Genomic DNA, 21,431 nt, shown 5'->3' with positions numbered 1-21,431 from the left:
GAGAAGGACGATGCAACAAGTCGAGCCGTTCTTCGGCAACTTCGACCTCGCGTCCCTCGCGCTGTGGCTGTTCTACGCGTTCTTCGCGCTGCTGGTGTTCTACCTGCAGACCGAGAACATGCGCGAGGGCTACCCCCTCGAGAACGACGACGGGACGCTCGCGCCCAACCAAGGGCCGTTCCCGCTGCCGGGGCAGAAGACCTTCCTGCTGCCCCACGGGCGCGGGTCGGTAACCGTGCCGGACATGAACCCGGTCAGCCGCGACATCGCCATGCGCAAGTCGGCCGTCCCCAACGGCTTCCCGTTCGAGCCGACGGGCGACCCGATGCTCGACGGGGTCGGCGCCGCCTCGTGGGCGCCGCGCCGCGACGTGCCGGAACTCGACGGCCACGGGCATCCCAAGATCGTGCCGATGTCGGCCATGCCCGACTTCCGCGTCTCCGCCGGGCGGGATCCGCGCGGCCTGCCCGTGACGGGCGGCGACGGCGAGATCGGCGGCGTGGTCAGCGACATCTGGATCGACGCCCCGGAGCAGCACGTCCGCTACCTCGAGGTCGAGGTGGAGGGGACCGGCAAGCGCCTCGTCCCGATCCAGTTGGCCCGCGTGCTGTCGAACCAGGTCGAGGTGAAGGCGCTCACCGCCGAGTACTGGTCCGGCATCCCCGCCCACAAGTCGCCGAGCCAAGTGACCCTCCTCGAGGAGGACAAGATCACGGGCTTCGTCGGCGGCGGGAAGCTCTACGCCAAGGGCCGCCAAGAGCCGCGGCTGGGCTGAGGCCCCGCCGTCCATCGCAACCCCACGGGAGGACCGGCCCATGGACCACGACGACTTCGACCAAGAGCCCATCCGCGGCCTGCCGCGGATGCTCCCCGACGGGGAGCGCATCCTGTGGCAGGGTGCGCCCTCGGCGCGCGCCTTGGCACGGGACGCCCTCAGGTGGCGGTGGGTCGCGGGCTACTTCGCGGTCCTTTTCCTGTGGTCGTTCGTCGCCGGGATGGCGACGGACTCGGCGGCGGCGGCCCTCGGGCGGGCGTCGTTCTACGCGGCGGCCGGCGCGGTGGCCTGCGCCCTCCTGTTCGCGGTCGCGTGGGCGCAGGCGCGCGCGACCGTCTACACGATCACCACCCGCCGCGTCGTGATGCGGATCGGCGCGGCGCTGACCATGACGCTGCAGTTCCCCTATCGCTGGATCGGCGCCGCCGACCTGCAGTTGGCGGGGGACGGCACGGGGACGATCGCCCTGCGGACCTTGGGCGATACGCGCTTCTCCTACCTGATGACGTGGCCCCACGCCCGCCCGTGGCGCTTCCGCAAGACGCAGCCCGCGCTGCGCTGCATCCCCGACGCGGCGGCGGTCGCGCGGCTGATGGCCGAGGCGGCGGCGGGCGAGACCGCGCTCACCGTGACCGAGGCGCCCGCGCGCGCGCCGGTCGCGGCCCAACCCATGCCGGCGGAGTAGGATCATGGACGCGACAGACCCGCAGCACCGACGCCTCGTCCGCCGCGACAAGGAGATGGTCCCCACCCTGCTGGTGCAGGCGATGGGGGTCATGTGCCTCTGCGCGCTGCTGATCGTGGCCTACGCGCGCCTCACGGACCGGCCGTTGGAGGCGATGCCCGCCTTGGGCGACGAGGTGCCGGTCGCCGCCGAGCGCCTCGTGATCCTGACCGCCGACCCGCAGACCGGGGCCGCGCGCGTCCTCGGGGCGGACGGCACGCTGATCGCCGACCTTGATCCAGAGCAAGGCGGCTTCGTCGCGGGGGTGCATCGTGCCCTCGCCTTCGAGCGGAACCGGCAGGGCGTCGACCCGTCCGCGCCGGTCCGCCTCGTGCGCTACGAGACCGGCCAGCTCAGCCTGCGCGACCCCGAGACGGGGTGGCGGGCGGAGCTGATCGGCTTCGGCGCGACCAACGCGGCGGCCTTCGCGGCCCTGCTCGACTAAGGAAAGGGAACGACCATGCCCCTGCTCACCCGCGCCCGCGACCGCGTGCCCTGCACCGTGGAGGTCTCGCACCGCTTCGAGTCGCTCCACGCCCATGTCCGCTTCGACGACGGCTCCGTCGTCCATCCCGGCGACGAGGTGGAGGTGCTCGGCCCCGAGATCATGGCCCCCTTCGGCGAGGTCGTCCGCGAGGAGCGCGTCGCAGTCATCACCCGCGCGAGCCGCTTGGAGCGGTGGTGGACCCGCATGACCGGCGACGCCGAGTTCATGGAGCTGTGCGAGTTCTCCTTCTCGGGCGACGCGCTCGGGGAGGCGGCGCGATGAACGTCCACCTCAAGCATTCCGCCGATGCCAGCACCGTCGAGGAGGCGCTCGCCGCCGACAACCAGCAGGTCGCCGACAGCGAGGCGGCCACCGCGCTGGCCATGCAGAACACCCTGCTGACGCCCCGCTTCTACACGACCGACTTCGACGAGATGGACGCCATCGACGTCTCGCCGGTCCGCGAGGAGTGGGACGCGCTGATCGCCCGGATGAAGGCCGACCCGAACCGGGGCCACTTCAAGAAGAACGAGGACTGGGACGACGTCGACTGGGACGGGATGGAGCCCAAGCTCCGGGCAGAGTTCATCGACTTCCTGATCTCGTCCTGCACCGCCGAGTTCTCGGGCTGCGTCCTCTACAAGGAGATGAAGCGGCGCGGGTCGAACAGCGACATCACCGGGCTGTTCCAGCTGATGGCGCGGGACGAGGCGCGGCACGCGGGCTTCATCAACGACGCGCTGCGCGAGGCGGGGATCGCGGTGAACCTCGGCTTCCTGACGCAGAAGAAGAAGTACACCTACTTCCGACCCAAGTTCATCTACTACGCGACCTACCTGTCCGAGAAGATCGGCTACGCCCGCTACATCACGATCTTCCGCCACCTCGAGGCGCATCCCGAGAAGCGCTTCCACCCGATCTTCAAGTGGTTCCGGGAGTGGTGCAACGACGAGTTCGCCCACGGCGAGGCCTTCGCCCTGCTGATGAAGACCGACCCCAAGCTGACCTCGGGCGTCAACGTCGCGTGGATCAAGTTCTTCCTGACCGCCGTCTACGGCACGATGTGGGTGCGCGACCACCAGCGCCCCGCCTTCCACGCCGCCTTGGGCGTCGACGAGGAGTGGTACGGCCAGGAGGTGTTCCGGAAGACGAACGAGCTGACGCGCCAGATCTTCCCGATCACGCTCGACATCGACCACCCGGCTTGGGTGCCGACCCTGCGTCGGCTGCAGAAGGCGAACGCCGACCTCGCGGCGGCCACGAACCCGGTCGCCCGCACCGCGGCCAAGGCGCGGGCGGCGGCGGCCTTCGCCCGGCTCTTCGCCATCCCGGCGAAGAAGAACGCCGTGCCCGCCTCGCCCCGGCTGGAGCCCTGCTACTGATGGCGCTGGCGTCCCCATGGATCGCGGGGCTCGTCGCCCTGCTCGCGTGGTGGGCCTCCACCGGCGCGATCCTCGTGGCCGTGCGCCGCGCGGACGCGACCGGGCGGCACGGCCTCGTCACGTGGGGGACGCTGCCGCTCCTGGCGGCGGGCCTGTGGGGCATCCACGCCACCGCCGCGCAGGCCGACGTCGCGGCGGCCTACGGCGCGACCCTCTCGGCACTCGCGGTCTGGGGCTGGATCGAACTGGCCTTCCTGACGGGCACCATCACCGGCCCCGCCCCGCACCCCGCCCGCGCCGGCGTCCCCGAATGGGAGCGGTTCGTCCGTGCGTGGGGCACGGTCGCCTATCACGAGATCGCGCTGACCGTGGGCCTCGGGGCGGTCTGGGCGCTGACGGCGGACGCGGCGAACCCGTTCGGGTTCTGGACCTTCGCGGTCCTCTGGGCGGCGCGGATCAGCGCCAAGCTCAACCTCTACCTCGGCGTGGCGAAGGTGAACGTGGAGTTCATCCCCCGCCCGCTGACGCACCTGCCCAGCCATTTCCGCGAGGCGCGGATGAACTGGCTCTTCCCGACCTCCGTGACCGCGCTGAGTTTCGCCGCCGCCTGCTGGGCCGAGCGCGTGGCAGGCGCGGGGACGGCGTTCGAGGCCGTGGGCTTCGCGCTGCTGACCGCGCTCACGGGCCTCGCGCTCCTGGAGCACTGGTTCATGGTCGTCCGCCTGCCGGACGAGAAGCTGTGGCGGTGGATGCTGCCCGCAAACGACACGAAGACGACACCGACGGGGGAGGACGCCCATGCCGTTCGATAGGCTGTTCCAGACGCAACTCGACGCGCTCAAGGAGGAGGGGAACTACCGGTACTTCGCGGACCTGACGCGCAAGTGCGGCGAGCATCCCCGCGCGCTCAACACCTGCCCCGAGGGGCAGGAGCGCGAGGTCACCGTCTGGTGCTCCAACGACTACCTCGGGATGGGCCACCATCCGGACGTCGTGAACGCGATGGCCGCGACCGCGATGCAGTGCGGCACCGGCGCGGGGGGCACGCGCAACATCTCGGGTACGCAGCACCAGCACCTCGAGTTGGAGGCCGAACTGGCCGACCTGCACGGCAAGGAGGCGGCGCTCGTCTTCTCGTCGGGCTACGTCAGCAACTGGGCCACGCTGTCCACGCTGGGCGCGCGCCTGCCCAACGCGGTGATCCTGTCGGACGCGCTCAACCACGCCTCCATGATCGAGGGCATCCGCCACGCCCGCTGCGACAAGAAGATCTGGGCGCACAACGACCCCGCCGACCTTGACCGCAAGCTGTCGGAATGCCCCGCCAACGCGACCAAGATCGTGGCCTTCGAGAGCGTCTACTCCATGGACGGCGACATCGCCCCCATTGACGAGATCTGCGACGTCGCCGACCGGCACGGCGCGCTGACCTATCTCGACGAGGTCCACGCGGTCGGCATGTACGGCCCCCGCGGCGGCGGCGTGGCCGAGGAGATGGGCGTGATGGACCGCCTGACCGTGATCGAGGGCACGTTGGGCAAGGCCTACGGCTGCATGGGCGGCTACATCGCCGCCTCAACCGCGCTGTGCGACTTCATCCGCAGCTTCGCCTCGGGCTTCATCTTCACGACGGCGCTCCCCCCCGCCATCGCGGCGGCGGCGACGACCTCGATCCGCCACCTAAAGCACAGCCCCGCCGAGCGCGCGATGCAGCGCCGCCAAGTGGCGCGCCTGCGCGCCGGGCTGGACCGCGCGGGCATCCCCCACGTCCCCAACCCCAGCCACATCGTCCCCGTGCTCATCAAGGATCCGGTCAAGACGCGGATGCTATCGGACTACCTGATGGAGCAGTGGGGCATCTACGTGCAGCCCATCAACTACCCGACCGTGCCCAAGGGGACCGAGCGGCTGCGCTTCACGCCGGGGCCGAACCACACGGACGCGGACATCGACCACCTCGTCGACGCGCTGACCGTCCTGTGGAAGCAGTGCGCCATCGCCCGGGCCACCGCCTGACGCCGCTATCTGATACGCGTGGCGTCCCGCCGCATGGCGCCCCATGTCATCGTGCGTTGACCGTGGACGCCCGCGCGCGCTGGGCTACCTGCGCACGCGACGCCTGGCCACCGAAGGCCAGGACCAAGGATACGAAAGGGAGACGAACATGATCCGCACCACCGCCGCCGCGCTGGCCCTGCTGGCCGGCCCCGCCTTCGCCGACGCCCACCTGCCCGCCTCGGGCGACGCCGAGGCCGGCGAGGCCGCGTTCCGCCAGTGCCAGTCCTGCCACGTCGTCGAGAGCCCCGACGGCGAGGTCCTCGCCGGACGCGCGGCCAAGACCGGCCCGAACCTCTACGGCGTGGCCGGCGACGTCTACGGCCAGGTCGAGGGCTTCCGCTACTCGGAAATCATGTCGACCGCCGGCGAACAGGGCCACATGTACACCGAGGAGAACTTCGTCGCCTATGTGCAGGACCCGACGGGCCACCTGCAGGAGATCACGGGCGAGAGCGGGCGGGGCAAGATGTCCTACAAGGTCCGCAAGGAAGAGGACGCGGTGAACCTCTACGCCTTCCTCGCGCAGTTCGACGAGGAAGAGGCGACCAACTGATCGACGCGGCATCCGCGTGATCGCGCGACGCCCGTCCCCGACGAGGGGGCGGGCGTCTTCACGTCCGGCACGTCGCTTCATGGACAGCCGGGGGAGGGGGGGCTAGCAGGTCCGGGTGCTCGCGATCTTCCTCAAGACCCTGCCCTTCTTCGCGCTGATCGCGCTGGGGTACTTCGCGGGGCGGACCAAGTTCTTCACCGCCGAGGCGACCGCCTACCTGACGAAGTTCGTCTTCTACTTCGCCCTGTCGGCGATGCTGTTCAACTTCGCCGCCAACCTGACGCTGGCCGACATCCTCGACGGTCGCTTCATCGCCGCCTACCTCTGGGGCACGCTGTTCATCTACCTCGTGTTCACGGCGGTCGCCCTGCTGCGCGGCATCTCCGTGGCCGAGGGCGCGGTCGAGGCGCAGTGCGCCGTCATCGGCAACGTGGGCTTCCTCGGGATCCCGATGTTCGTCCTCCTGCTCGGGCCGGAGAGCGCGGGGCCTATGCTGATGGTCCTCGCGGTCGACCTGATCGTGTTCTCGTCGCTGATCGTGATCCTCATCACCGGATCGCGGGGCGAGGTGGGATGGGCCACCGCGAGGACCGTCGGCCTCGGGTTGGCGAAGAACCCGATGATCGTCTCGATTGCCGCCGGGATCGCATGGTCGGCGACGGGCCGCGACCTGTGGGCGCCCCTGAACGAGTTCCTCGCCATCCTCGGCGCGGCCGCCACGCCGGGCGCGCTCTTCGCGATCGGGGCCTCGCTGGCGGGCAAGTCGACCGAGCGCGTCGTCGTCGCCGGGTGGCTCTCCTTCGGCAAGCTGGTCCTGCACCCGGCCGCGGTCGCGGTCTCCGCCTTCTACATCTTCCCCGTCGCCGACCCCTACCAAGCCACGGTGATGATCGCCGCGAGCGCCTTGCCGGTCGCGGGCAACGTCTACATGCTGGCCGCGCATTACGGGGTGGCCGCGCAGCGCGTGTCGGCGTCGATCCTCGTCTCGACCGCGATCTCCATCGTCACGGTGTCGGTGGTGATCGGCCTACTGACGGGGGGATAGATGGAGACGCTCTCGGACAACGCCTGCTTCGGGGGGCGCCAGCTGGTGCTCCGCCATGCGTCGAAGGCCACCGGCACCGACATGACCTTCGGCCTGTTCCTCCCGTCCGAGCCTCAGGGCGCGCCGGTCCTGTGGTACCTGTCGGGCCTGACCTGCACCCACGAGAACGCGATGACCAAGGCGGGTCTGCAGGGCTGGGCCGCCGAGGCGGGGGTCGCGTTGGTGTTCCCCGACACCTCCCCCCGCGGCGAGGGCGTGCCCGACGACGACGCCTACGACATGGGGCAGGGGGCGGGGTTCTACGTCGACGCGACCGAGGAACCTTGGACCGGGCACTTCAGGATGCAGTCCTACGTGCTGGACGACCTGCCCGAGGCGGTGTTCGGGGCGTATCCGCTGGACCGCGAGGCCCAAGGCATCACCGGCCACTCAATGGGCGGGCACGGCGCGCTGACGCTGGCGATGAAGGCGCCGGGGCGCTTCCGCTCGGTCTCCGCCTTCGCGCCGATCTGCGCGCCCGCGTCCTCGGATTGGGGGACGCCGCAGCTCGCCGCCTACACAGGCGACCCGGCGGCCCACGACGCGACGCGGCTGCTCGGGGGCGGCGCGACCCTGCCGCCCTGCCTGATCGACACGGGCGCGGCGGACCAGTTCGGCGACCTGCTTCGGACGGAGGACTTCGCGGCGGCCGCCATCGCGGCCCGCGCGGACGTCCAAGTCAACCTGCGCCCCGGCTACGACCACAGCTACTTCTTCGTCTCGACCTTCGCGGGCGACCACGTGGCCTTCCACGCGGAGCACCTGTGGTAACGGTCCGGACCGTCGTGCTCGACATCGGCAACGTCCTGATCGAGTGGCGGCCCGAGCGGTTCTTCGACCACCGCGTCGGCGAGGCCCGCCGCCGCGACCTCTTCGACGCCGTCGACCTGCACGCCATGAACGACCGGGTGGATGCGGGCGAGGCGTTCCACGACGTGCTGGAGGAGACGCGCGCCGCCCATCCCGCCTTCGACCGCGAGATCGCGCTCTGGCGCGACAACTGGACCGCGTTGGCGGGGCCGGAGATCCCCCGGTCCGTCCGCCTGATGCGCGCGCTGCAGGCCAAGGGGATGCCCGTCGTCTCGCTGACCAACTTCGGCATCCAGACCTATGAGATGGCCCGCCCCGTCTGGCCCTTCCTGTCCGACTTCGACCGCGACCACATCTCGGGGCATCTGGGTGTGATCAAGCCCGACCCCGCCATCTACGAGGCGGTCGAGCGCTCCACCGGCCTCTCCGGCGGCGCGCTGCTCTTCGCGGACGACCGGGCCGACAACATCGCGGCGGCGGCGGAGAGGGGCTGGCGCACGCACCTGTTCGACGGCCCGGAGGGCTGGGCCGACCGCCTCGTGGCCGAGGGGCTGCTGACCGAGGAGGAGGCCGCATGATCCAACTGGGCTGGGAGGTGGAGCCGAAGCTCGACTGGCTCTCGCTCTGCGACGCGTTCCTCGCCGGGCACCGCCGCCCGAGGGCCGAGATCGGCGACACCTTCCTCTACCGCGACCCCGACACGATGCTGTCGCGCGCGGCGTGGATCGACGGGCTGGGCCTCTTGGTGAAGACCGCCACCATCTTCCCCGGCAACGCGCCCGACCCGGCGATCGGCGGGGCGGCGACCCTGTTCTCCGACGCGGACGGCAGCCCGCAGGCCCTGATCGACTTCCGCCTGCTGACCAAGTGGAAGACGGCGGGCGACTCGCTGCTCGGCGCGCGCCTCCTCGCGCGGCCCGACTCGCGACGCCTGCTCATCGTCGGCGCGGGCACCGTCGCCCGCTCCCTGACCGAGGCCTACCGCGCCGCGTTCCCCGGCATCGCCGTCTCGATCTGGTCGCGCTCCCGCTCCGCGGCCCGGCTCGCGGCGGAGACGGGATGTGAGGTCGCCGACGACCTCGCGGCCGCCGTCGCAGCCGCGGACATCGTGTCCTGCGCCACGATGTCCACCGACCCCGTCCTGCGCGGCGAATGGCTGTCGCCGGGCACCCACGTGGACCTGATCGGCGCCTACCGGCCGGACATGCGCGAGGCGGACGACGCGACGCTGCGGCGGGCGACGCTCTTCGTCGACAGCCGCGAGACGACCTTGGACCACATCGGAGAGTTGAGGATTCCGCTCGCCGAGGGGGTGATCCGACGCGAGGACGTGGTGGCCGATCTCTACGACGGCGACGCGGTGCGGCGGACCTCGGAGCAGGAGGTCACCCTGTGGAAGAACGGCGGTGGCGCGCATCTGGACCTGATGTGCGCCGATTGGATGCTGGGCGTCAGCCGAGGGTCTTGAACGTCATCGTGGTGAGCGTGCGCTCGATGTCCGCCACGTCGCCCACCATCTCGGCGACGAAGCGTCCGATGTCGCGCTCCTCGGGGACGTAGGCCTTGAGCAGGAGGTCCCAGTCCCCCGACGTGGAGTAGAGCTCCGAGTGCAGCTCCTTGAGGACGAGCGCGTCGGCGACGGCATAGGTCGTGCCGGGGCGGCAGCGGATCTGGACGAAGATGCAGTGCATGGGACGGGTCCTCGGGGCGGTCTCGCCGGCACCCTAGGATGCCCGGGTCACGCGTGCACCCCCGCGCGGACGCGGGCGCGCCTCAGCGGTCGATCATCTCGGCGTCGACGTAGCAGTAGGACCACGACTCGCCCGGCTCGAAGGAGGCGATGACCGGATGGTCCTCGGCGCGGGCGTGGGCGCGGGCGTGGCGGTTGGGCGAGGAGTCGCAACAGCCCACCGCGCCGCAGGTCCGGCACTGGCGCAGATGGACCCATGTCGATCCCTGCGCGACGCAGGCGGGACAGACCGCGTCGGCCTTAGCCCCCTCCTGCGGCAGTTCGAGGGCGATCTGGTCGACATGGGCACAGGACATTGGCGTCTCCGGCTGGTGGGCGGGGGTCCACCTTAACGGGCGGGGCGGGCTTGGCAAAACCGCGGGTCAGGCGAGCCGGCCGAGCAGGGCGCGCTCCGTGCGCCGCAGGCCGCTGGGCGCGTCGGGCACCGCCACGTCGCGCCATTCCTCGGCCAAGCCGATCACGTCGGGATGGACGTAGGAGGTGCGCGCGATGCTTGGGGTGTTGTGCAGCGCGTCGGCCGCCGCCTCGGACATCCGGCGGACGGTGACGCCCGCCCCCTCGGCCAGAGCGGCGTCGAGGGCCGCGACCGAGCCGTTCCACGTGCGGAAGGTCTTCGCCGTGGCCCCCTCCACGCCCGTCGCCTCGCGCAGCCAGTCGTTGAGGCGCTGCGCCTCGATCCGGCGGACCTCGCCCCCGTCGAGCCATTCGAAGAGCGGGGCGCCGGGCAGGTCCTGCAGCCGGTGCAGCGCGCGGGCGAGGGTGGCGTCGGTCAGGTGCTTCCTGACACGCTTGCCGCCCTTGGCGCGCCATCCCAGCTCGATCCGGTCGCCGTCGAGCGCGAGGTTGCGGGTGCGGAGCGTGGTGGCCCCCTCCGTCCCGTTCTCGCGCAGGTTGCTCTCCGAGCCGACGCGCGCGGAGGTTCGGTCGATGAGGCGGGTGATCGCGGCCAAGGCGAAGGCCTCGGTGCCGGGTTCGTCCCCGAGGCCCTTGGCGACGCGGGCGCGGAGGCGGGGCAGGGCCTCGCCGAACTCCGCGAGGCCGTCGAACTTCTTGGCGGCGCGCCATTCGGCCCAGAGGTCGTGGTAGCGGTACTGCTTGCGCTTGCGGTCGTCGTAGCCCGTGGCCTGCAGGTGGCCGCGGCGGCGCGGGCTGATCCAGACGTCGGCATAGGCGGGGGGGACCGCCAAGCCGTTCAGGCGCTTGCGCTCCTCGGCGTCGTCGATGGTGGTGCCGTCGGGCGCGGCGTAGGACCAGCCGCGACCGGCCCGGCGGCGGGAGATGCCGGGGCGGGAGTCGGGGTAGTAGACGAGGTCGGGGGCGCCAGCCATGCGGCGGGAACGGGCTGTCGGGCCGGGGGGTTCCGCCGGGCCGGGCGGAGGCAAAGGTTAACGGCATCTCGCCGGATACGGGAAAGGGGTGCGGGATCAGGGCGTTGACCCGATTCGCACCCACCATACGGTGGGGGGCGCCCCCGTGCACCCCCCGTGCATCCCCCGTACACCCCCCGTACATACGCGCGTACATACGCCCCCCGCGTTAACCACCGTTTCGGCGGATCACGCAATAATGCGCGTCCGGCGCGTCAAGGGGCGACGATGCGGTGCCCGGCCGCGCGCAGCGCGCGGGCGAGCGCCGCGATGTGGGCCGGTCCCACCTCGCAGCAGCCGCCGACGATCGTGGCGCCCCGGTCCACCCATGCGAGCGCGCGGGCGGCATAGGCCTCGGGGCCGAGGTCGTCGCGCACGGCCATGCCCGCGACGGTGGTGCCCAGTTCCAGTTCGGCGGCGTCCTCGAACCCGTTGGCGTAGGCGCCGAAGGGCAGGCCGGTGGCGGCGAGCGCGGGCAGGCCGGCGTCGATGGCGCCGGGGCGGGAGCAGTTGAGCAGGATCGCCTCGGCGCCCGCGTCCACGACGGCGGCCACGCCCTCGGCCAGCGGCTCGCCGGAGCGGAGGCGGGTGCCGTCGGTGTCCCGCACCGAGAGCGCGATCCACGCGCGGGCGTCCGCGTCGCGGATGGCGCGGGTCGCGGCGCGGGCCTCGCGGACGGAGGACATCGTCTCGGCCAGCAGGATGTCGCAGCGGGGCGCCTGATGGGCGACGATGCGGGCGTAGGTGCGCGCCATCTCGTCGTCGTCGGGCGCGCCCTCGGGGTGGTAGGAGCCGCCCAGCGGGGGGAGGCAGCCGGCCAGCGCGGTGCCGGGGCGGCGGGCGCCCTCGGCGATGTCGAGGGCGGCGCGCTGGAGGGTCTCGAACAGGGCCTCGGCCTCGGGCGCGGGCATCAGGCGGGCGAGGCGCTCGGGCGTGACGGCGTAGCTGTTGACGGTGGTGACGGTGGCGCCCGCGTCGAGGAAGTCGTCGTGGACGGCGCGGACGAGGTCGGGCTCGCGCTCGAGAATCTCGGAGGACCAGCGGGGGGTGGGCGGGTGCTGGGAGCGGGCGATGAGCTCCTGCCCCATGCCCCCGTCGAGCAGGACGATGTCGGTCATGGGCGGGGTCCTCCGATGGTCGGAGGGGGCATCTAGCAGGGTGGGAGCCAAGCGCCACCCGAGCGCATCGCAGGGCCGTGGCGCGGCGATGCGACCTGTCCGCGAGGCGGTTTATCCCTCACCCCCGTACGACGCCCAAGCGGCGCGCCGAGGCCAGACCAATCGCCGGGCCGGGGGACGGCCCGGCGATGCGCGGGCCGCTGCGCGGCCGTATCGCGCGGGCGCGCCGCCCGAGGGTGCGTCCGGCGAGACCAAGACGATGGTGCTCCGATGAGGCGTCATGCGGGGGTGAGGGATTGATTTCGTTGAGAAGGAGGCGGGTCGGAGGGCGGTGGGCATGGTGGTGCCCACCCTACGGAGGCCGGGGCGCCCGAGCGCGCCCGGCGACGTCACGCAACCGTCGCGCGCGCGGCCTTGCGGGGGGTCGCGCGGCGTGAAACCTTGGGGGATGACGCCGTTCACCCACCGCACCCTCCCCACATGGCCCGAGGCCGCCGCCGACCTAATCGCCGTGGCCGCCGGGCGCGCCCGCGCCGACCTCGTGATCCGCGACGTCCGGCTGGCCAATGTCCACACCCGCGAGACGCTCGACTGGGAGATCGCCATCCGGCGGGGGCGCTTCGCCTATGTCGGGCCGGACGCCTCGCACTGCGTGGGCGAGGCGACCGAGGTGATCGAGGGCGAGGGGATGGTCGCCGCGCCCGGCCTGATCGACGCGCACATGCACGTCGAGTCGGGGATGCTGACGCCCGCGCGCTTCGCCGAGGCCGTGGTGCCGCGCGGCACGACCGCGATGATGGCCGACCCGCACGAGATCGCGAACGTCTTGGGCCTGCCGGGCGTGCGGATGATGCTGGACGAGGCGATGGGGCTGCCCTGCTCGATGTTCATGCAGATGCCGTCCTGCGCGCCCTCGGCGCCGGGGCTGGAGACCACGGGCGTGGAGCTGGGCCCCGACGAGGTGGCCGAGGCGATGGGCTGGGACGGGATCGTGGGGCTGGGGGAGATGATGAACTTCCCCGGCGTGGTCCATGGCTCGCAGCAGATGCTGGCCGAGATGGCGGCGACGGCGGCGGCGGGGCGGACGATCGGGGGGCACTATGCCTCGCCCGACCTCGGGCCGGCCTTCCACGCCTACGCGGCGGGGGGGCCTGCGGACGACCACGAGGGCACGAGCGAGGCCGACGCGGTGGCGCGGATGCGGCAGGGGATGCGGGCCATGCTGCGGCTGGGCAGCGCGTGGCACGACGTGGCGGCGCAGATCACCGCCGTGACGAAGCGGGGCTTGGACCCGCGCGGCGTGATCCTGTGCACCGACGACTGCTACGCGGCGACGCTGGTGCGGGACGGGCACATGGACCGGGTGCTGCGCCACGCGATCGCCTGCGGCTGCGACCCGCTGGTCGCCTTGCAGATGTGCACGGTCAACGCGGCGACGCATTTCGGGCTGGAGCGGGAGTTGGGGTCCATCGCGCCGGGGCGGCGGGCGGACGTGGTGCTGACCGAGACGCTGGAGGGGTTCGAGGCGAAGGTCGTGGTCGCGCTGGGCGCGGTCGTCGCGCGGGACGGGGATCTGGCCGCCGGGATGGACCATGCCGACTGGGCGGCGGCGAAGGGGACGGTGAGGCTGGGCCGCGCGCTCACCGCGGGGGACTTCGCGTTGGCCGCGCCCGCGGGGGCCGAGACGGTCGAGGCGCGGGTGATTGGGGTGGTGGAGAACCAAGCACCGACGCGCGCGCTGACGCGGACGCTGCCGGTGCGGGACGGGGTGGTCGACGGAGAAGGGCCGACCTGCATGATCGCCTTGGTCGAGCGGCACCGCGCGACGGGGGGCGTGGTGAACGCCTTCGTGGAGGGGTTCGGATATGCGGGCGACATGGCGCTGGCCTCGACGGTGGCGCATGACAGCCACCACATGATCGTCGTGGGCACCTCGCGGGCGGACATGGCGGCGGCGGCGAACCGGCTGGCCGACGTGGGCGGCGGGGCCTGCCTGTTCTCGGACGGGGTGGAGCGGGCGATGGTGGAGCTGCCGGTGGCGGGGCTGATGTCCGACGACCCGGCGCCCGCCGTGGCGGCGAAGGCCGAGGGCTTGGCGGCGGCGATGCGGGACGCGGGCTGCACGATGAACGAGGCGTTCATGCAGCATTCCTTGCTGGCGCTGGTGGTGATCCCGGAGTTGCGGATCGGCGACCTGGGCTTGGTGGACGTGACGAAGTTCGAACTGACGGAGGTGCTGGCATGAACGCGCCGCCCAAGATCCCGACGCCCGCGAAGTCCGCGAAGAAGTCCTCGATCCGCTCGCCGGAGGCGGTGGAGCGGCGCGCGTTCATGGACGCGGCGGACGCGGTGGCGGAGCTGCAGCGCCTCTACGCGGAGGCGACGGGCTTCCTGCGGTCGCGCTTCTCCAAGGCGGTGGCCGAGGGGGAGCCGGACCACCGGGTGCGCGCGTTCTACCCCGAGATCCGGTTCACGACGACGTCCTACGGGCGGGCGGATTCGCGCCTGTCCTTCGGGCACGTGGCCGAGCCGGGGCACTACGCGGCGACGATCACGCAGCCCGACCTGTTCGAGGGCTACCTGACGCAGCAGATCGAACTCTTGGTCCGCTCGCACGGCGTCCCCGTCACCGTGGGCTGGTCCAGGACCCCGATCCCGATCCACTTCGCGGTGCTGGGCGGATCGGACGAGGACGGGGCGCTGACCGTGCCGCAGGACGGGGTGCTGCCCTTCCTGATGCGCGACGTGTTCGACGTGCCGGACCTCGAGACGACGAACGACGACATCGTCAACGGGGTGGGGTTCACCTACGAGGACGGGGCGCGGCCCTTGGCGCCGTTCACGGCGCAGCGGGTCGACTACTCGCTGGCCCGGCTGGCCCATTACACGGCGACGGACCCGGCCTGCTTCCAGAACCACGTGCTGTTCACGAACTACCAGTTCTACATGGACGAGTTCGTGGCCTACGCCCGCGAGGCGCTGCGCGACCCGGCCTCGGGCTACACGGCGCTGGTGGGGCCGATGGGGCAGACGGTGACGCCGGACGACCCGGACGCGCCGATGGCCGACCCGCCCAAGATGCCGCAGATGCCGACCTACCACCTCGAGCGGGAGGGCAACGCGGGCATCACGCTGGTGAACATCGGGGTGGGGCCGTCCAACGCCAAGACGGCGACGGACCACATCGCGGTGCTGCGCCCGCACGTATGGCTGATGGTGGGGCACTGCGCGGGGCTGCGCAACAGCCAGTCGCTCGGCGACTTCGTGCTGGCCCACGCCTACCTGCGCGAGGACCACGTGCTGGACGACGACCTGCCGGTCTGGGTGCCGGTGCCCGCGCTGGCCGAGGTGCAGGTCGCGTTGGAGGAGGCGGTCGCCGACGTCACGCAGCTGGAGGGCTACGAGCTCAAGCGGATCATGCGGACGGGCACGGTGGCGACCATCGACAACCGCAACTGGGAGCTGCGCGAGCAGGCGGGGCCGGTGCAGCGCCTGTCACAGTCCCGCGCGGTGGCCTTGGACATGGAGAGCGCGACGATCGCGGCCAACGGGTTCCGCTTCCGCGTGCCCTACGGCACGCTGCTGTGCGTCAGCGACAAGCCGCTCCACGGGGAGCTGAAGCTGCCGGGCATGGCCTCGGAGTTCTACCGCACGCAGGTGTCGCGCCACCTCCTAATCGGCATCCGGGCGATGGAGACCCTGCGCGAGATGCCGCTGGAGCGGCTCCATTCGCGCAAGCTCAGGTCGTTCGAGGAAACCGCATTCCTATGAAAATATGGGAAACCTGTTGTAGGCGGGCGCATTCCCTGTCTAGGGTCGCGTCAAATTCGCAACCTGCCTGCCAAAGGGGTGACACATGGCGACGAAAGCGATGACCAAGACGCAACTGGTCTCGGCTCTGGCCGAGAAGATGGACTCCGACAAGAAGTCCGCCTCCGCCGCGCTCGACGCGCTGGCCGAGATCATCAGCGACGAGGTCAAGGACGGCGGCGCCGTGACCCTGCCGGGCATCGGCAAGATGGCCTGCCGCGAGCGCCCCGAGCGCATGGTCCGCAACCCCGCCACGGGCGAGCAGTTCAAGAAGGACGCCGACAAGGTGGTGAAGTTCACCATCGCCAAGGCGCTCAAGGACTCCGTCAACGAGTGATCCGCGGGCCTTCGGGCCATGGCACGTGATCGAGGGGCCGTCCCGGCAGGGGCGGCCCCTCCGTCGTTCAGGGCGCCGACCGGCCCCGCCACCGCAGGGCGGCCCATGCCGTCCAGAGGACCGCGTAGAGGCCCAGCACGGCGTAGATGGCGGGCATGGGATCCCGCAGCGTGCTGACGGACCCGGCCCACGCGGCGATCGCGACGTAGGGCACCGTACCGAGGGCGAAGAGCGGGACGTAGCGCCACGGCGGCATCCGCGTGGCCCCGGCCATGCAGGCGGTCACCTCGGGCAGGATCGGCATGGCGCGCGACAGCACGATCATCGCGGGCCCCGTCCGGGCGAAGGCGTCACGCAACTCCACGCGCTGCGCCGGGTCGCCGACGACGCGGCGCAGCACCCCCTCGCCCCAGCGCCGCGACAGCCCGTAGCCAGCCGCCGCGGCCGCCGAGGTCCCCGCGAGGGCGGCGGCGGTCCCGGCGGGCGCCCCGAGGAAGTGACCGGCGAGGATCGTGATCGTGAGCGTGGGCACCGCGACGAACAGGTCCGCGAAGAGCAGCGCGACCACGATCGCGGCGATCCACGCGGGCGACACGGCGGATGCGGCCGCCAGCCAGCCGCGCACCGCCTCCTCGGTCAGGACGCCGGTCAGGCGGGCGATCACGAAGGTGGCCGCGAAGCCCCCTCCGAGGAGCAGCATCACGCGCAGGAGCGGCCTCATGCGTCCGCCCTCATGATGCGCCGCGCCGCCGAGGGCGCGATCCGGGCGAGCGCGCGCAGGATGCGGACGCGGCCGATGTCGTGGGCCGCGATCCCGCGCTCGATCCCGTCCACGATGGCCGCCGCCGCCGCGTCCGGGTCCATCTTGGCGCGCCCGCGCCCGGCGCTCATGGACGTGTCCACGAGCGGGAGGAACGCCTGCATGACCTGGACGCTGCTGCCGCGCGACTGGTTCTCGAGCGCCTGCAGGTAGAGGTTCATCCCGCCCTTGGTGGCGCAGTAGACGGCCGACCCGGTTTTGGGCACGAGGCCGAGGCCCGAGTTCACCCCGTGGACGAAGCCGCCGCGCCGCCGCATCCCCGGCAGGAGGTGCCCCGCGAGCACGCAGAGCGCCGTCAGGTTCACCTCGATCTCGGGGCGGATCGTCGCCGGGTCGGCGTCGGCGACGTGCGCGGTGCGCTGCACGGCCGCGCAGTGGATCAGACCGTCCACGTCGTCCCGCCGGGCGAGCGCGGCCCCCGCCGCGTCGACCTCCGCCGGGCGGGACAGGTCGGCGACGAGGATCTCCACGCCCGGGTGGTCCGCGCGGAGGGCGTCGGCGGACGGCCCGGGCCGGGCCACCACGACGACCTCCGCGCGCGGGGCGAGGCGGTCCACGATCCTCCGCCCGATGCCGGAGGTGCCCCCGGTGATCGCGATCCGCCGTCCTTCGAGTTCCATCGCCCGCCCCTTCTGCTGCGCGTCCGGTGGAAACCTGATAGGCCCAGAGGGACGGGATCGGATTGATCGAGGTTCATGGGATGGGGATCGAGCGCCTCGCGGGAGGACTGGGCCGCGACCGCGCCGTCGCGGCGGGGGCGCACCTGTTCCGGCAAGGCGACCCGTCCGGGGAGGTGCACCTGATCCGGGAAGGGCATCTGAAGGCCTACTACCTCGACCCGGAGGGCCGCGAGCGGGTGAAGTCCCTGCTGGCGCCGGGCGACCTGATCGGGTCGATGGCCGCGCTGACGGAGGGCGTGGGCTGCACGTTCTCGCTGGTGGCGGTGTCCGAGGCGCGGGTGCGCTCGATCCCCTTCGCGGACCTGACGGCGGCGGCCGAGCGGGACCACGCGGCGGCCTTGGCGATGATCGGGTTCCTCGCCGGCTACGCCCGGCGCAAGGAGCGTCGGGAGTTCGAGCTGCTGTGCCTGTCCGCCGAGGCGCGCCAGGCCCGCGCGCTGGAGCAGGCGGCGGCGTTCGAGGGCGCCTTCCCGCAGTCCGACATCGCGGCGTGGATCGGGATCACGCCGCAGGCCTTCAGCCGGATCAAGAAGCGCCGCGCGGCGGGGTGATTGCGGTGCGGGGACGGGCATGGCACCCGCCGGGCATGGATCCGCGCGCGCTCCTCCTCGGCCTGCTCTTCGCGCTGGCGTGGTCGTCGGCCTTCACCTCGGCGCGGATCATCGTGGCCGAGGCGCCGCCGCTGCTGTCGCTGTCGTTGCGCTTCGCGCTGTCGGGGGCGCTGGGCTTGGCTCTCGGGCGGCTGGCGGGCGAGCGGCTGACGCTGGACCGGCGGGCGTGGGCCGCCATCGTGGTGTTCGGGCTGTGCCAGAACGCGCTCTACCTCGGGCTGAACTTCGTGGCGATGCAGCGGATCGAGGCGTCGCTGGCGGCGATCGTGGCCTCGACGCTGCCGCTCTTGGTGGCGCTGGTGAACTGGGTGGCGTTCTCGGAGCGGACCCGCCCCTTGGGCGTCGCGGGGCTGGCGGCGGGGACGGCGGGCGTGCTGCTGATCATGGGGACGCGCCTGTCGGGCGGGGCGGACGTGGCGGCGGTGGCGATGTGCGTGGCGGGGGTCGTCGCGCTCACGGTCGCGACGCTGACGGTCAAGGGCGCGACCGGCGGCGGCGGCATCCTGTCGGTAGTGGGGCTGCAGATGCTGGTGGGGTCGCTGGCGCTTCTGCCGCTCGGGCTGGCCTTGGAGACGTGGGAGGTGACGTGGACCCCGACGCTCACGGCGGCCTTCGCCTACACGACGGTGGTGCCGGGGCTCTTGGCGACGTGGATCTGGTTCCTGCTGGTGCGCCGGATCGGCGCGACGCCGGCGGCGACGTTCCACTTCCTCAACCCGTTCTTCGGGGTGGTGATCGCGTGGGCGCTCTTGGGCGAGCGGCTGGGCCCGCTCGACGCGGTGGGGGTGGTGGTGATCGCGGGCGGCATCCTTGCCGTGCAGGTCAGCCGGATGCGGGCGGCGCGGGCGACCTGACCTAGCGGCAGAGCAGGCCCGGCCCGTCCTCGACGATCGAGGCGATGCGGAGCTTCTGGACGGGCGTCAGGCTCTCGTCGCGGACCCGGTCGAAGGCGGCCCACGCCCCCTCGCCCGCCGCGTTGGCCTGCGCCTTCGATCCCAGCCGCGCGCGCACGTGGTCGGCCACCTGCCGACAGGCGGAGTGGAGGCGGCGGGTGGTGGCGCGGGGCAGGTTGGCGATCCACGCGTCGGTGTCGATCATCTCGGCGCAGCCCTCGGGCCGCGCGAGCGACAGGCCCAGCGCCGCCTCCTTGGACGCGCCGTCGGCCCAGTCGCCGGGCAGGCCGAGCTGCAGGTAGGCCAGCGCCCGGTTGTGGGAGGCGAAGGGGCCGTCGGGGTTCGGGATCGTCCAGAGGTGGACCATCGCCAGCCGGTCGCGCCGGGTGCCGTCGGCGGCGGTGAACTCGGGCGTCAGGAAGCGGTCGGCGGCCCAGCGCAGGAGGGGGCGGTCGGTGGTGACGGCGGCGGCGAACTTGGCGACGTCGTGGACGTGCCAGACGTCGGCGCCTCCACGGAACCCCTCGGGCAGCAGGTCGCCGTCGCCGATGCGGTAGTTATAGGCCACGCCCACCAGCGTCTGGCGTCCGCCGATCTCGGCGTAGAGCAGGTTGGAGAGGCGGGCGGGATCGAGCGGCTCGCCCGCGACGTAGTCGGGATTGGCGCCGTTGTAGTAGTGCTGCCCCATCAGCGCGGCGGGGCCGCCGAACTTGCGCCAGCCGTCGCGCCGCGCGTCGCGCAGGTCGGCGTAGGCGGCGGCGGTGGCGCGGCCCTCGGCGATCTGCTCGGGCGCGGCGTGGAGCGGCGGCGCGAGGAGGAGGGCGGCGAGGAGCGTGCGGAGGAGCATGGGGCCGGGTCCGGTGGTGGCGGTCGCCGGGAGGGTCGGCAACCGCGCATCCGAAGCCAAGGGGGCCAGGCCGTCGCGCGCCCCGTGCGCCGTCAGCCGCCGATCGGGCCGCGCATGCCGCCGGTCTGGCCGCGGTCCAGAAGCAGGTGGTCGAGGAGGACGCAGGTCATCATCGCCTCGCCCACCGGGACCGCGCGGATGCCGACGCAGGGGTCGTGACGGCCCTTGGTGACGAGCGTCGTCTCCTCGCCCGCCTTGGTGATGGTGCGCCGCTCCGACAGGATCGAGGAGGTGGGCTTCACGGCGAAGCGGACGACGACGTCCTGCCCCGTGGAGATGCCGCCGAGGACGCCGCCCGCGTGGTTGGAGGTGTATTCGGGCCCATCCGCGCCCATGACGATCTCGTCGGCGTTGTCGCGGCCCGTGAGGCGGGCGGCGGCCATGCCCTCGCCGATCTCGACGCCCTTGACGGCATTGATCGACATCATGGCCGCTGCGAGGTCGGTGTCGAGCTTGGCGTAGACCGGCGCGCCGAGGCCCGCGGGGACGCCGCGCGCGACCACCTCGATCTCGGCGCCGACGGAGTTGTGGTCGTCCTTGCGGAGCCAATCCAAGTGCGCCGCGAACTCCTCCGCCGCCACCGGGTCGGGCGTCCAGAAGTCGTTGCGCGCGATCTCGTCCCAGTCGAACCGCGACCGGTCGATGGCCAGCTCGCCCATCCGGGTCATGTAGCCCGTAACCTCCAGCCCCGGCACGAGGTCGCGCAGCACGGCGCGCGCGATGCCGCCCGCCGCGACCCGCGCCGCCGTCTCGCGGGCGCTGGAGCGGCCCCCGCCGCGATGGTCGCGGATGCCGTATTTCTGCCAGTAGGCGATGTCGGCGTGACCGGGCCGGAACTTCTCGGCGATGTCGCCATAGTCCTTGGACCGCTGGTCGGTGTTCTCGATCATCAGCTGGATCGGCGTGCCGGTCGTGCGCCCCTCGAACACCCCCGACAGGATGCGGACGGCGTCCGGCTCCTTGCGCTGGGTGGTGTGCTTGGACTGGCCGGGCTTGCGGCGGTCGAGCCAGACCTGGAGGTCCGCCTCCGACACGGCCACGCCCGGCGGCACCCCGTCCACGGTCGCGCCCAAGGCGGGCCCGTGGCTCTCGCCCCAAGTGGTGACGGTGAAGAGGCGGCCGAACGTGTTGAACATGCGGCCCGCGTAATCCCGGCGCCCCCCGCCCTCAACCCGCCCCCCTCATCTTGGCCCAAATACCTCGGGGGTGTGGGGGCAGCGCCCCCCCCGGGGCGCCCCGGGGCGGCGGGGGGCCGCGGCCCGAGC

General features: G+C 72.3%; 25 protein-coding genes. 17 read left to right on the top strand and 8 right to left on the bottom strand.

Going from position 1 to position 21,431, the window contains the following annotated elements; all coding sequences use genetic code 11:
- The first annotated feature begins 10 nt into the window (after window positions 1-10).
- The 12 genes from puhA to JQC91_RS04180 all read left to right on the top strand — a co-directional run bounded on the left by puhA (window position 11) and on the right by JQC91_RS04180 (window position 9,341).
- Window positions 11-775 (top strand): photosynthetic reaction center subunit H, encoded by a 765-nt coding sequence (gene puhA, locus JQC91_RS04235; protein WP_203285553.1) that lies wholly within the window; start codon window positions 11-13, stop codon window positions 773-775.
- Window positions 776-815: 40 nt separating this feature from the next.
- Window positions 816-1,460: a photosynthetic complex putative assembly protein PuhB gene (gene puhB / locus JQC91_RS04230; protein ID WP_203285552.1), complete on the top strand. Its 645-nt coding sequence runs from the start codon at window positions 816-818 to the stop codon at window positions 1,458-1,460.
- Window positions 1,461-1,464: 4 nt separating this feature from the next.
- Window positions 1,465-1,944 carry a photosynthetic complex assembly protein PuhC gene (puhC, locus tag JQC91_RS04225; RefSeq protein ID WP_203285551.1) on the top strand — a complete coding sequence of 160 codons (480 nt, stop codon included), beginning with the start codon at window positions 1,465-1,467 and terminating at the stop codon, window positions 1,942-1,944.
- A 15-nt stretch (window positions 1,945-1,959) separates the two neighbouring features.
- Window positions 1,960-2,268 carry a hypothetical protein gene (locus JQC91_RS04220; RefSeq protein WP_203285550.1) on the top strand — a complete coding sequence of 103 codons (309 nt, stop codon included), beginning with the start codon at window positions 1,960-1,962 and terminating at the stop codon, window positions 2,266-2,268.
- Complete coding sequence (acsF, locus tag JQC91_RS04215; RefSeq protein WP_203285549.1) at window positions 2,265-3,368, top strand: magnesium-protoporphyrin IX monomethyl ester (oxidative) cyclase; 1,104 nt, start codon at window positions 2,265-2,267, stop codon at window positions 3,366-3,368. Before JQC91_RS04220 ends, acsF begins: the two co-directional genes overlap by 4 nt.
- Entirely contained in the window at window positions 3,368-4,180 is an 813-nt protein-coding gene (gene puhE, locus JQC91_RS04210) for a putative photosynthetic complex assembly protein PuhE (RefSeq protein WP_203285548.1), read from the top strand. Before acsF ends, puhE begins: the two co-directional genes overlap by 1 nt.
- On the top strand, window positions 4,167-5,384 hold the full coding sequence (gene hemA, locus JQC91_RS04205; RefSeq protein WP_203285547.1) for a 5-aminolevulinate synthase: 1,218 nt from the start codon (window positions 4,167-4,169) through the stop codon (window positions 5,382-5,384). Before puhE ends, hemA begins: the two co-directional genes overlap by 14 nt.
- A 148-nt stretch (window positions 5,385-5,532) precedes the next feature.
- Window positions 5,533-5,979, top strand: coding sequence for a cytochrome C (locus tag JQC91_RS04200; protein ID WP_203285546.1), 447 nt, complete (start codon window positions 5,533-5,535; stop codon window positions 5,977-5,979).
- Between the two features lie 115 nt (window positions 5,980-6,094).
- A complete protein-coding gene (locus JQC91_RS04195; RefSeq protein ID WP_203285545.1) occupies window positions 6,095-7,024 on the top strand; it encodes an AEC family transporter in 930 nt (309 codons plus the stop codon).
- Window positions 7,025-7,834 (top strand): S-formylglutathione hydrolase, encoded by an 810-nt coding sequence (gene fghA / locus JQC91_RS04190; protein WP_203285544.1) that lies wholly within the window; start codon window positions 7,025-7,027, stop codon window positions 7,832-7,834.
- Entirely contained in the window at window positions 7,828-8,451 is a 624-nt protein-coding gene (locus tag JQC91_RS04185; RefSeq protein ID WP_203285543.1) for an HAD-IA family hydrolase, read from the top strand. The genes fghA and JQC91_RS04185 overlap by 7 nt, the downstream gene beginning before the upstream one ends.
- Window positions 8,448-9,341: an ornithine cyclodeaminase gene (locus JQC91_RS04180; RefSeq protein ID WP_203285542.1), complete on the top strand. Its 894-nt coding sequence runs from the start codon at window positions 8,448-8,450 to the stop codon at window positions 9,339-9,341. Before JQC91_RS04185 ends, JQC91_RS04180 begins: the two co-directional genes overlap by 4 nt.
- Here JQC91_RS04180 and JQC91_RS04175 read toward each other — a convergent pair.
- The 4 genes from JQC91_RS04175 to JQC91_RS04160 all read right to left on the bottom strand — a co-directional run bounded on the left by JQC91_RS04175 (window position 9,325) and on the right by JQC91_RS04160 (window position 12,108).
- Window positions 9,325-9,564 carry an Lrp/AsnC ligand binding domain-containing protein gene (locus JQC91_RS04175; RefSeq protein WP_203285541.1) on the bottom strand — a complete coding sequence of 80 codons (240 nt, stop codon included), beginning with the start codon at window positions 9,562-9,564 and terminating at the stop codon, window positions 9,325-9,327. The genes JQC91_RS04180 and JQC91_RS04175 overlap by 17 nt on opposite strands.
- A gap of 82 nt (window positions 9,565-9,646) precedes the next feature.
- A complete protein-coding gene (locus tag JQC91_RS04170) occupies window positions 9,647-9,919 on the bottom strand; it encodes a UBP-type zinc finger domain-containing protein (protein WP_203285540.1) in 273 nt (90 codons plus the stop codon).
- A gap of 66 nt (window positions 9,920-9,985) precedes the next feature.
- The gene (locus JQC91_RS04165) at window positions 9,986-10,951 is read right to left on the bottom strand and encodes a DNA topoisomerase IB (protein ID WP_203285539.1); all 966 of its coding nucleotides are present in this window, start codon (window positions 10,949-10,951) and stop codon (window positions 9,986-9,988) included.
- A 254-nt stretch (window positions 10,952-11,205) separates the two neighbouring features.
- Entirely contained in the window at window positions 11,206-12,108 is a 903-nt protein-coding gene (locus tag JQC91_RS04160; protein ID WP_203285538.1) for a homocysteine S-methyltransferase family protein, read from the bottom strand.
- A 448-nt stretch (window positions 12,109-12,556) separates the two neighbouring features.
- On the opposite strand from JQC91_RS04160, the gene JQC91_RS04155 reads away from it, so the two are divergent.
- The 3 genes from JQC91_RS04155 (at window position 12,557) to JQC91_RS04145 (ending at window position 16,255) form a co-directional block, all read left to right on the top strand.
- The gene (locus JQC91_RS04155) at window positions 12,557-14,353 is read left to right on the top strand and encodes an adenine deaminase C-terminal domain-containing protein (RefSeq protein WP_203285537.1); all 1,797 of its coding nucleotides are present in this window, start codon (window positions 12,557-12,559) and stop codon (window positions 14,351-14,353) included.
- Window positions 14,350-15,879 carry an AMP nucleosidase gene (locus JQC91_RS04150; protein ID WP_203285536.1) on the top strand — a complete coding sequence of 510 codons (1,530 nt, stop codon included), beginning with the start codon at window positions 14,350-14,352 and terminating at the stop codon, window positions 15,877-15,879. Before JQC91_RS04155 ends, JQC91_RS04150 begins: the two co-directional genes overlap by 4 nt.
- An 85-nt stretch (window positions 15,880-15,964) precedes the next feature.
- The gene (locus JQC91_RS04145; protein WP_203285535.1) at window positions 15,965-16,255 is read left to right on the top strand and encodes an HU family DNA-binding protein; all 291 of its coding nucleotides are present in this window, start codon (window positions 15,965-15,967) and stop codon (window positions 16,253-16,255) included.
- 67 nt (window positions 16,256-16,322) lie between these two features.
- On the opposite strand, the gene JQC91_RS04140 is transcribed toward JQC91_RS04145, so the two are convergent.
- Window positions 16,323-16,976: a VTT domain-containing protein gene (locus JQC91_RS04140; RefSeq protein ID WP_203285534.1), complete on the bottom strand. Its 654-nt coding sequence runs from the start codon at window positions 16,974-16,976 to the stop codon at window positions 16,323-16,325.
- Complete coding sequence (locus tag JQC91_RS04135; protein WP_203285533.1) at window positions 16,973-17,695, bottom strand: SDR family NAD(P)-dependent oxidoreductase; 723 nt, start codon at window positions 17,693-17,695, stop codon at window positions 16,973-16,975. Before JQC91_RS04135 ends, JQC91_RS04140 begins: the two co-directional genes overlap by 4 nt.
- A gap of 62 nt (window positions 17,696-17,757) precedes the next feature.
- Here JQC91_RS04135 and JQC91_RS04130 point away from each other — a divergent pair, with 62 nt between their 5' ends.
- Both JQC91_RS04130 and JQC91_RS04125 read left to right on the top strand, forming a co-directional pair.
- Window positions 17,758-18,306, top strand: a complete 549-nt coding sequence (locus JQC91_RS04130; RefSeq protein ID WP_203285532.1) for a Crp/Fnr family transcriptional regulator — start codon at window positions 17,758-17,760, stop codon at window positions 18,304-18,306.
- A 35-nt stretch (window positions 18,307-18,341) separates the two neighbouring features.
- Window positions 18,342-19,220, top strand: coding sequence for a DMT family transporter (locus tag JQC91_RS04125; RefSeq protein ID WP_203285531.1), 879 nt, complete (start codon window positions 18,342-18,344; stop codon window positions 19,218-19,220).
- A 1-nt stretch (window position 19,221) separates the two neighbouring features.
- Here the strand turns inward: JQC91_RS04125 and JQC91_RS04120 are convergent, their stop codons facing one another.
- Together JQC91_RS04120 and aroC are read right to left on the bottom strand one after the other, a co-directional pair.
- Window positions 19,222-20,106 carry a hypothetical protein gene (locus JQC91_RS04120; protein ID WP_203285530.1) on the bottom strand — a complete coding sequence of 295 codons (885 nt, stop codon included), beginning with the start codon at window positions 20,104-20,106 and terminating at the stop codon, window positions 19,222-19,224.
- A gap of 92 nt (window positions 20,107-20,198) precedes the next feature.
- Window positions 20,199-21,302: a chorismate synthase gene (aroC, locus tag JQC91_RS04115; protein ID WP_203285529.1), complete on the bottom strand. Its 1,104-nt coding sequence runs from the start codon at window positions 21,300-21,302 to the stop codon at window positions 20,199-20,201.
- Window positions 21,303-21,431 lie beyond the last annotated feature (129 nt).

This window comes from Jannaschia sp. Os4 (genome assembly GCF_016820245.1).
Lineage (GTDB): Bacteria > Pseudomonadota > Alphaproteobacteria > Rhodobacterales > Rhodobacteraceae > Jannaschia.
This window is presented reverse-complemented; position numbering and strand designations above follow the sequence as displayed.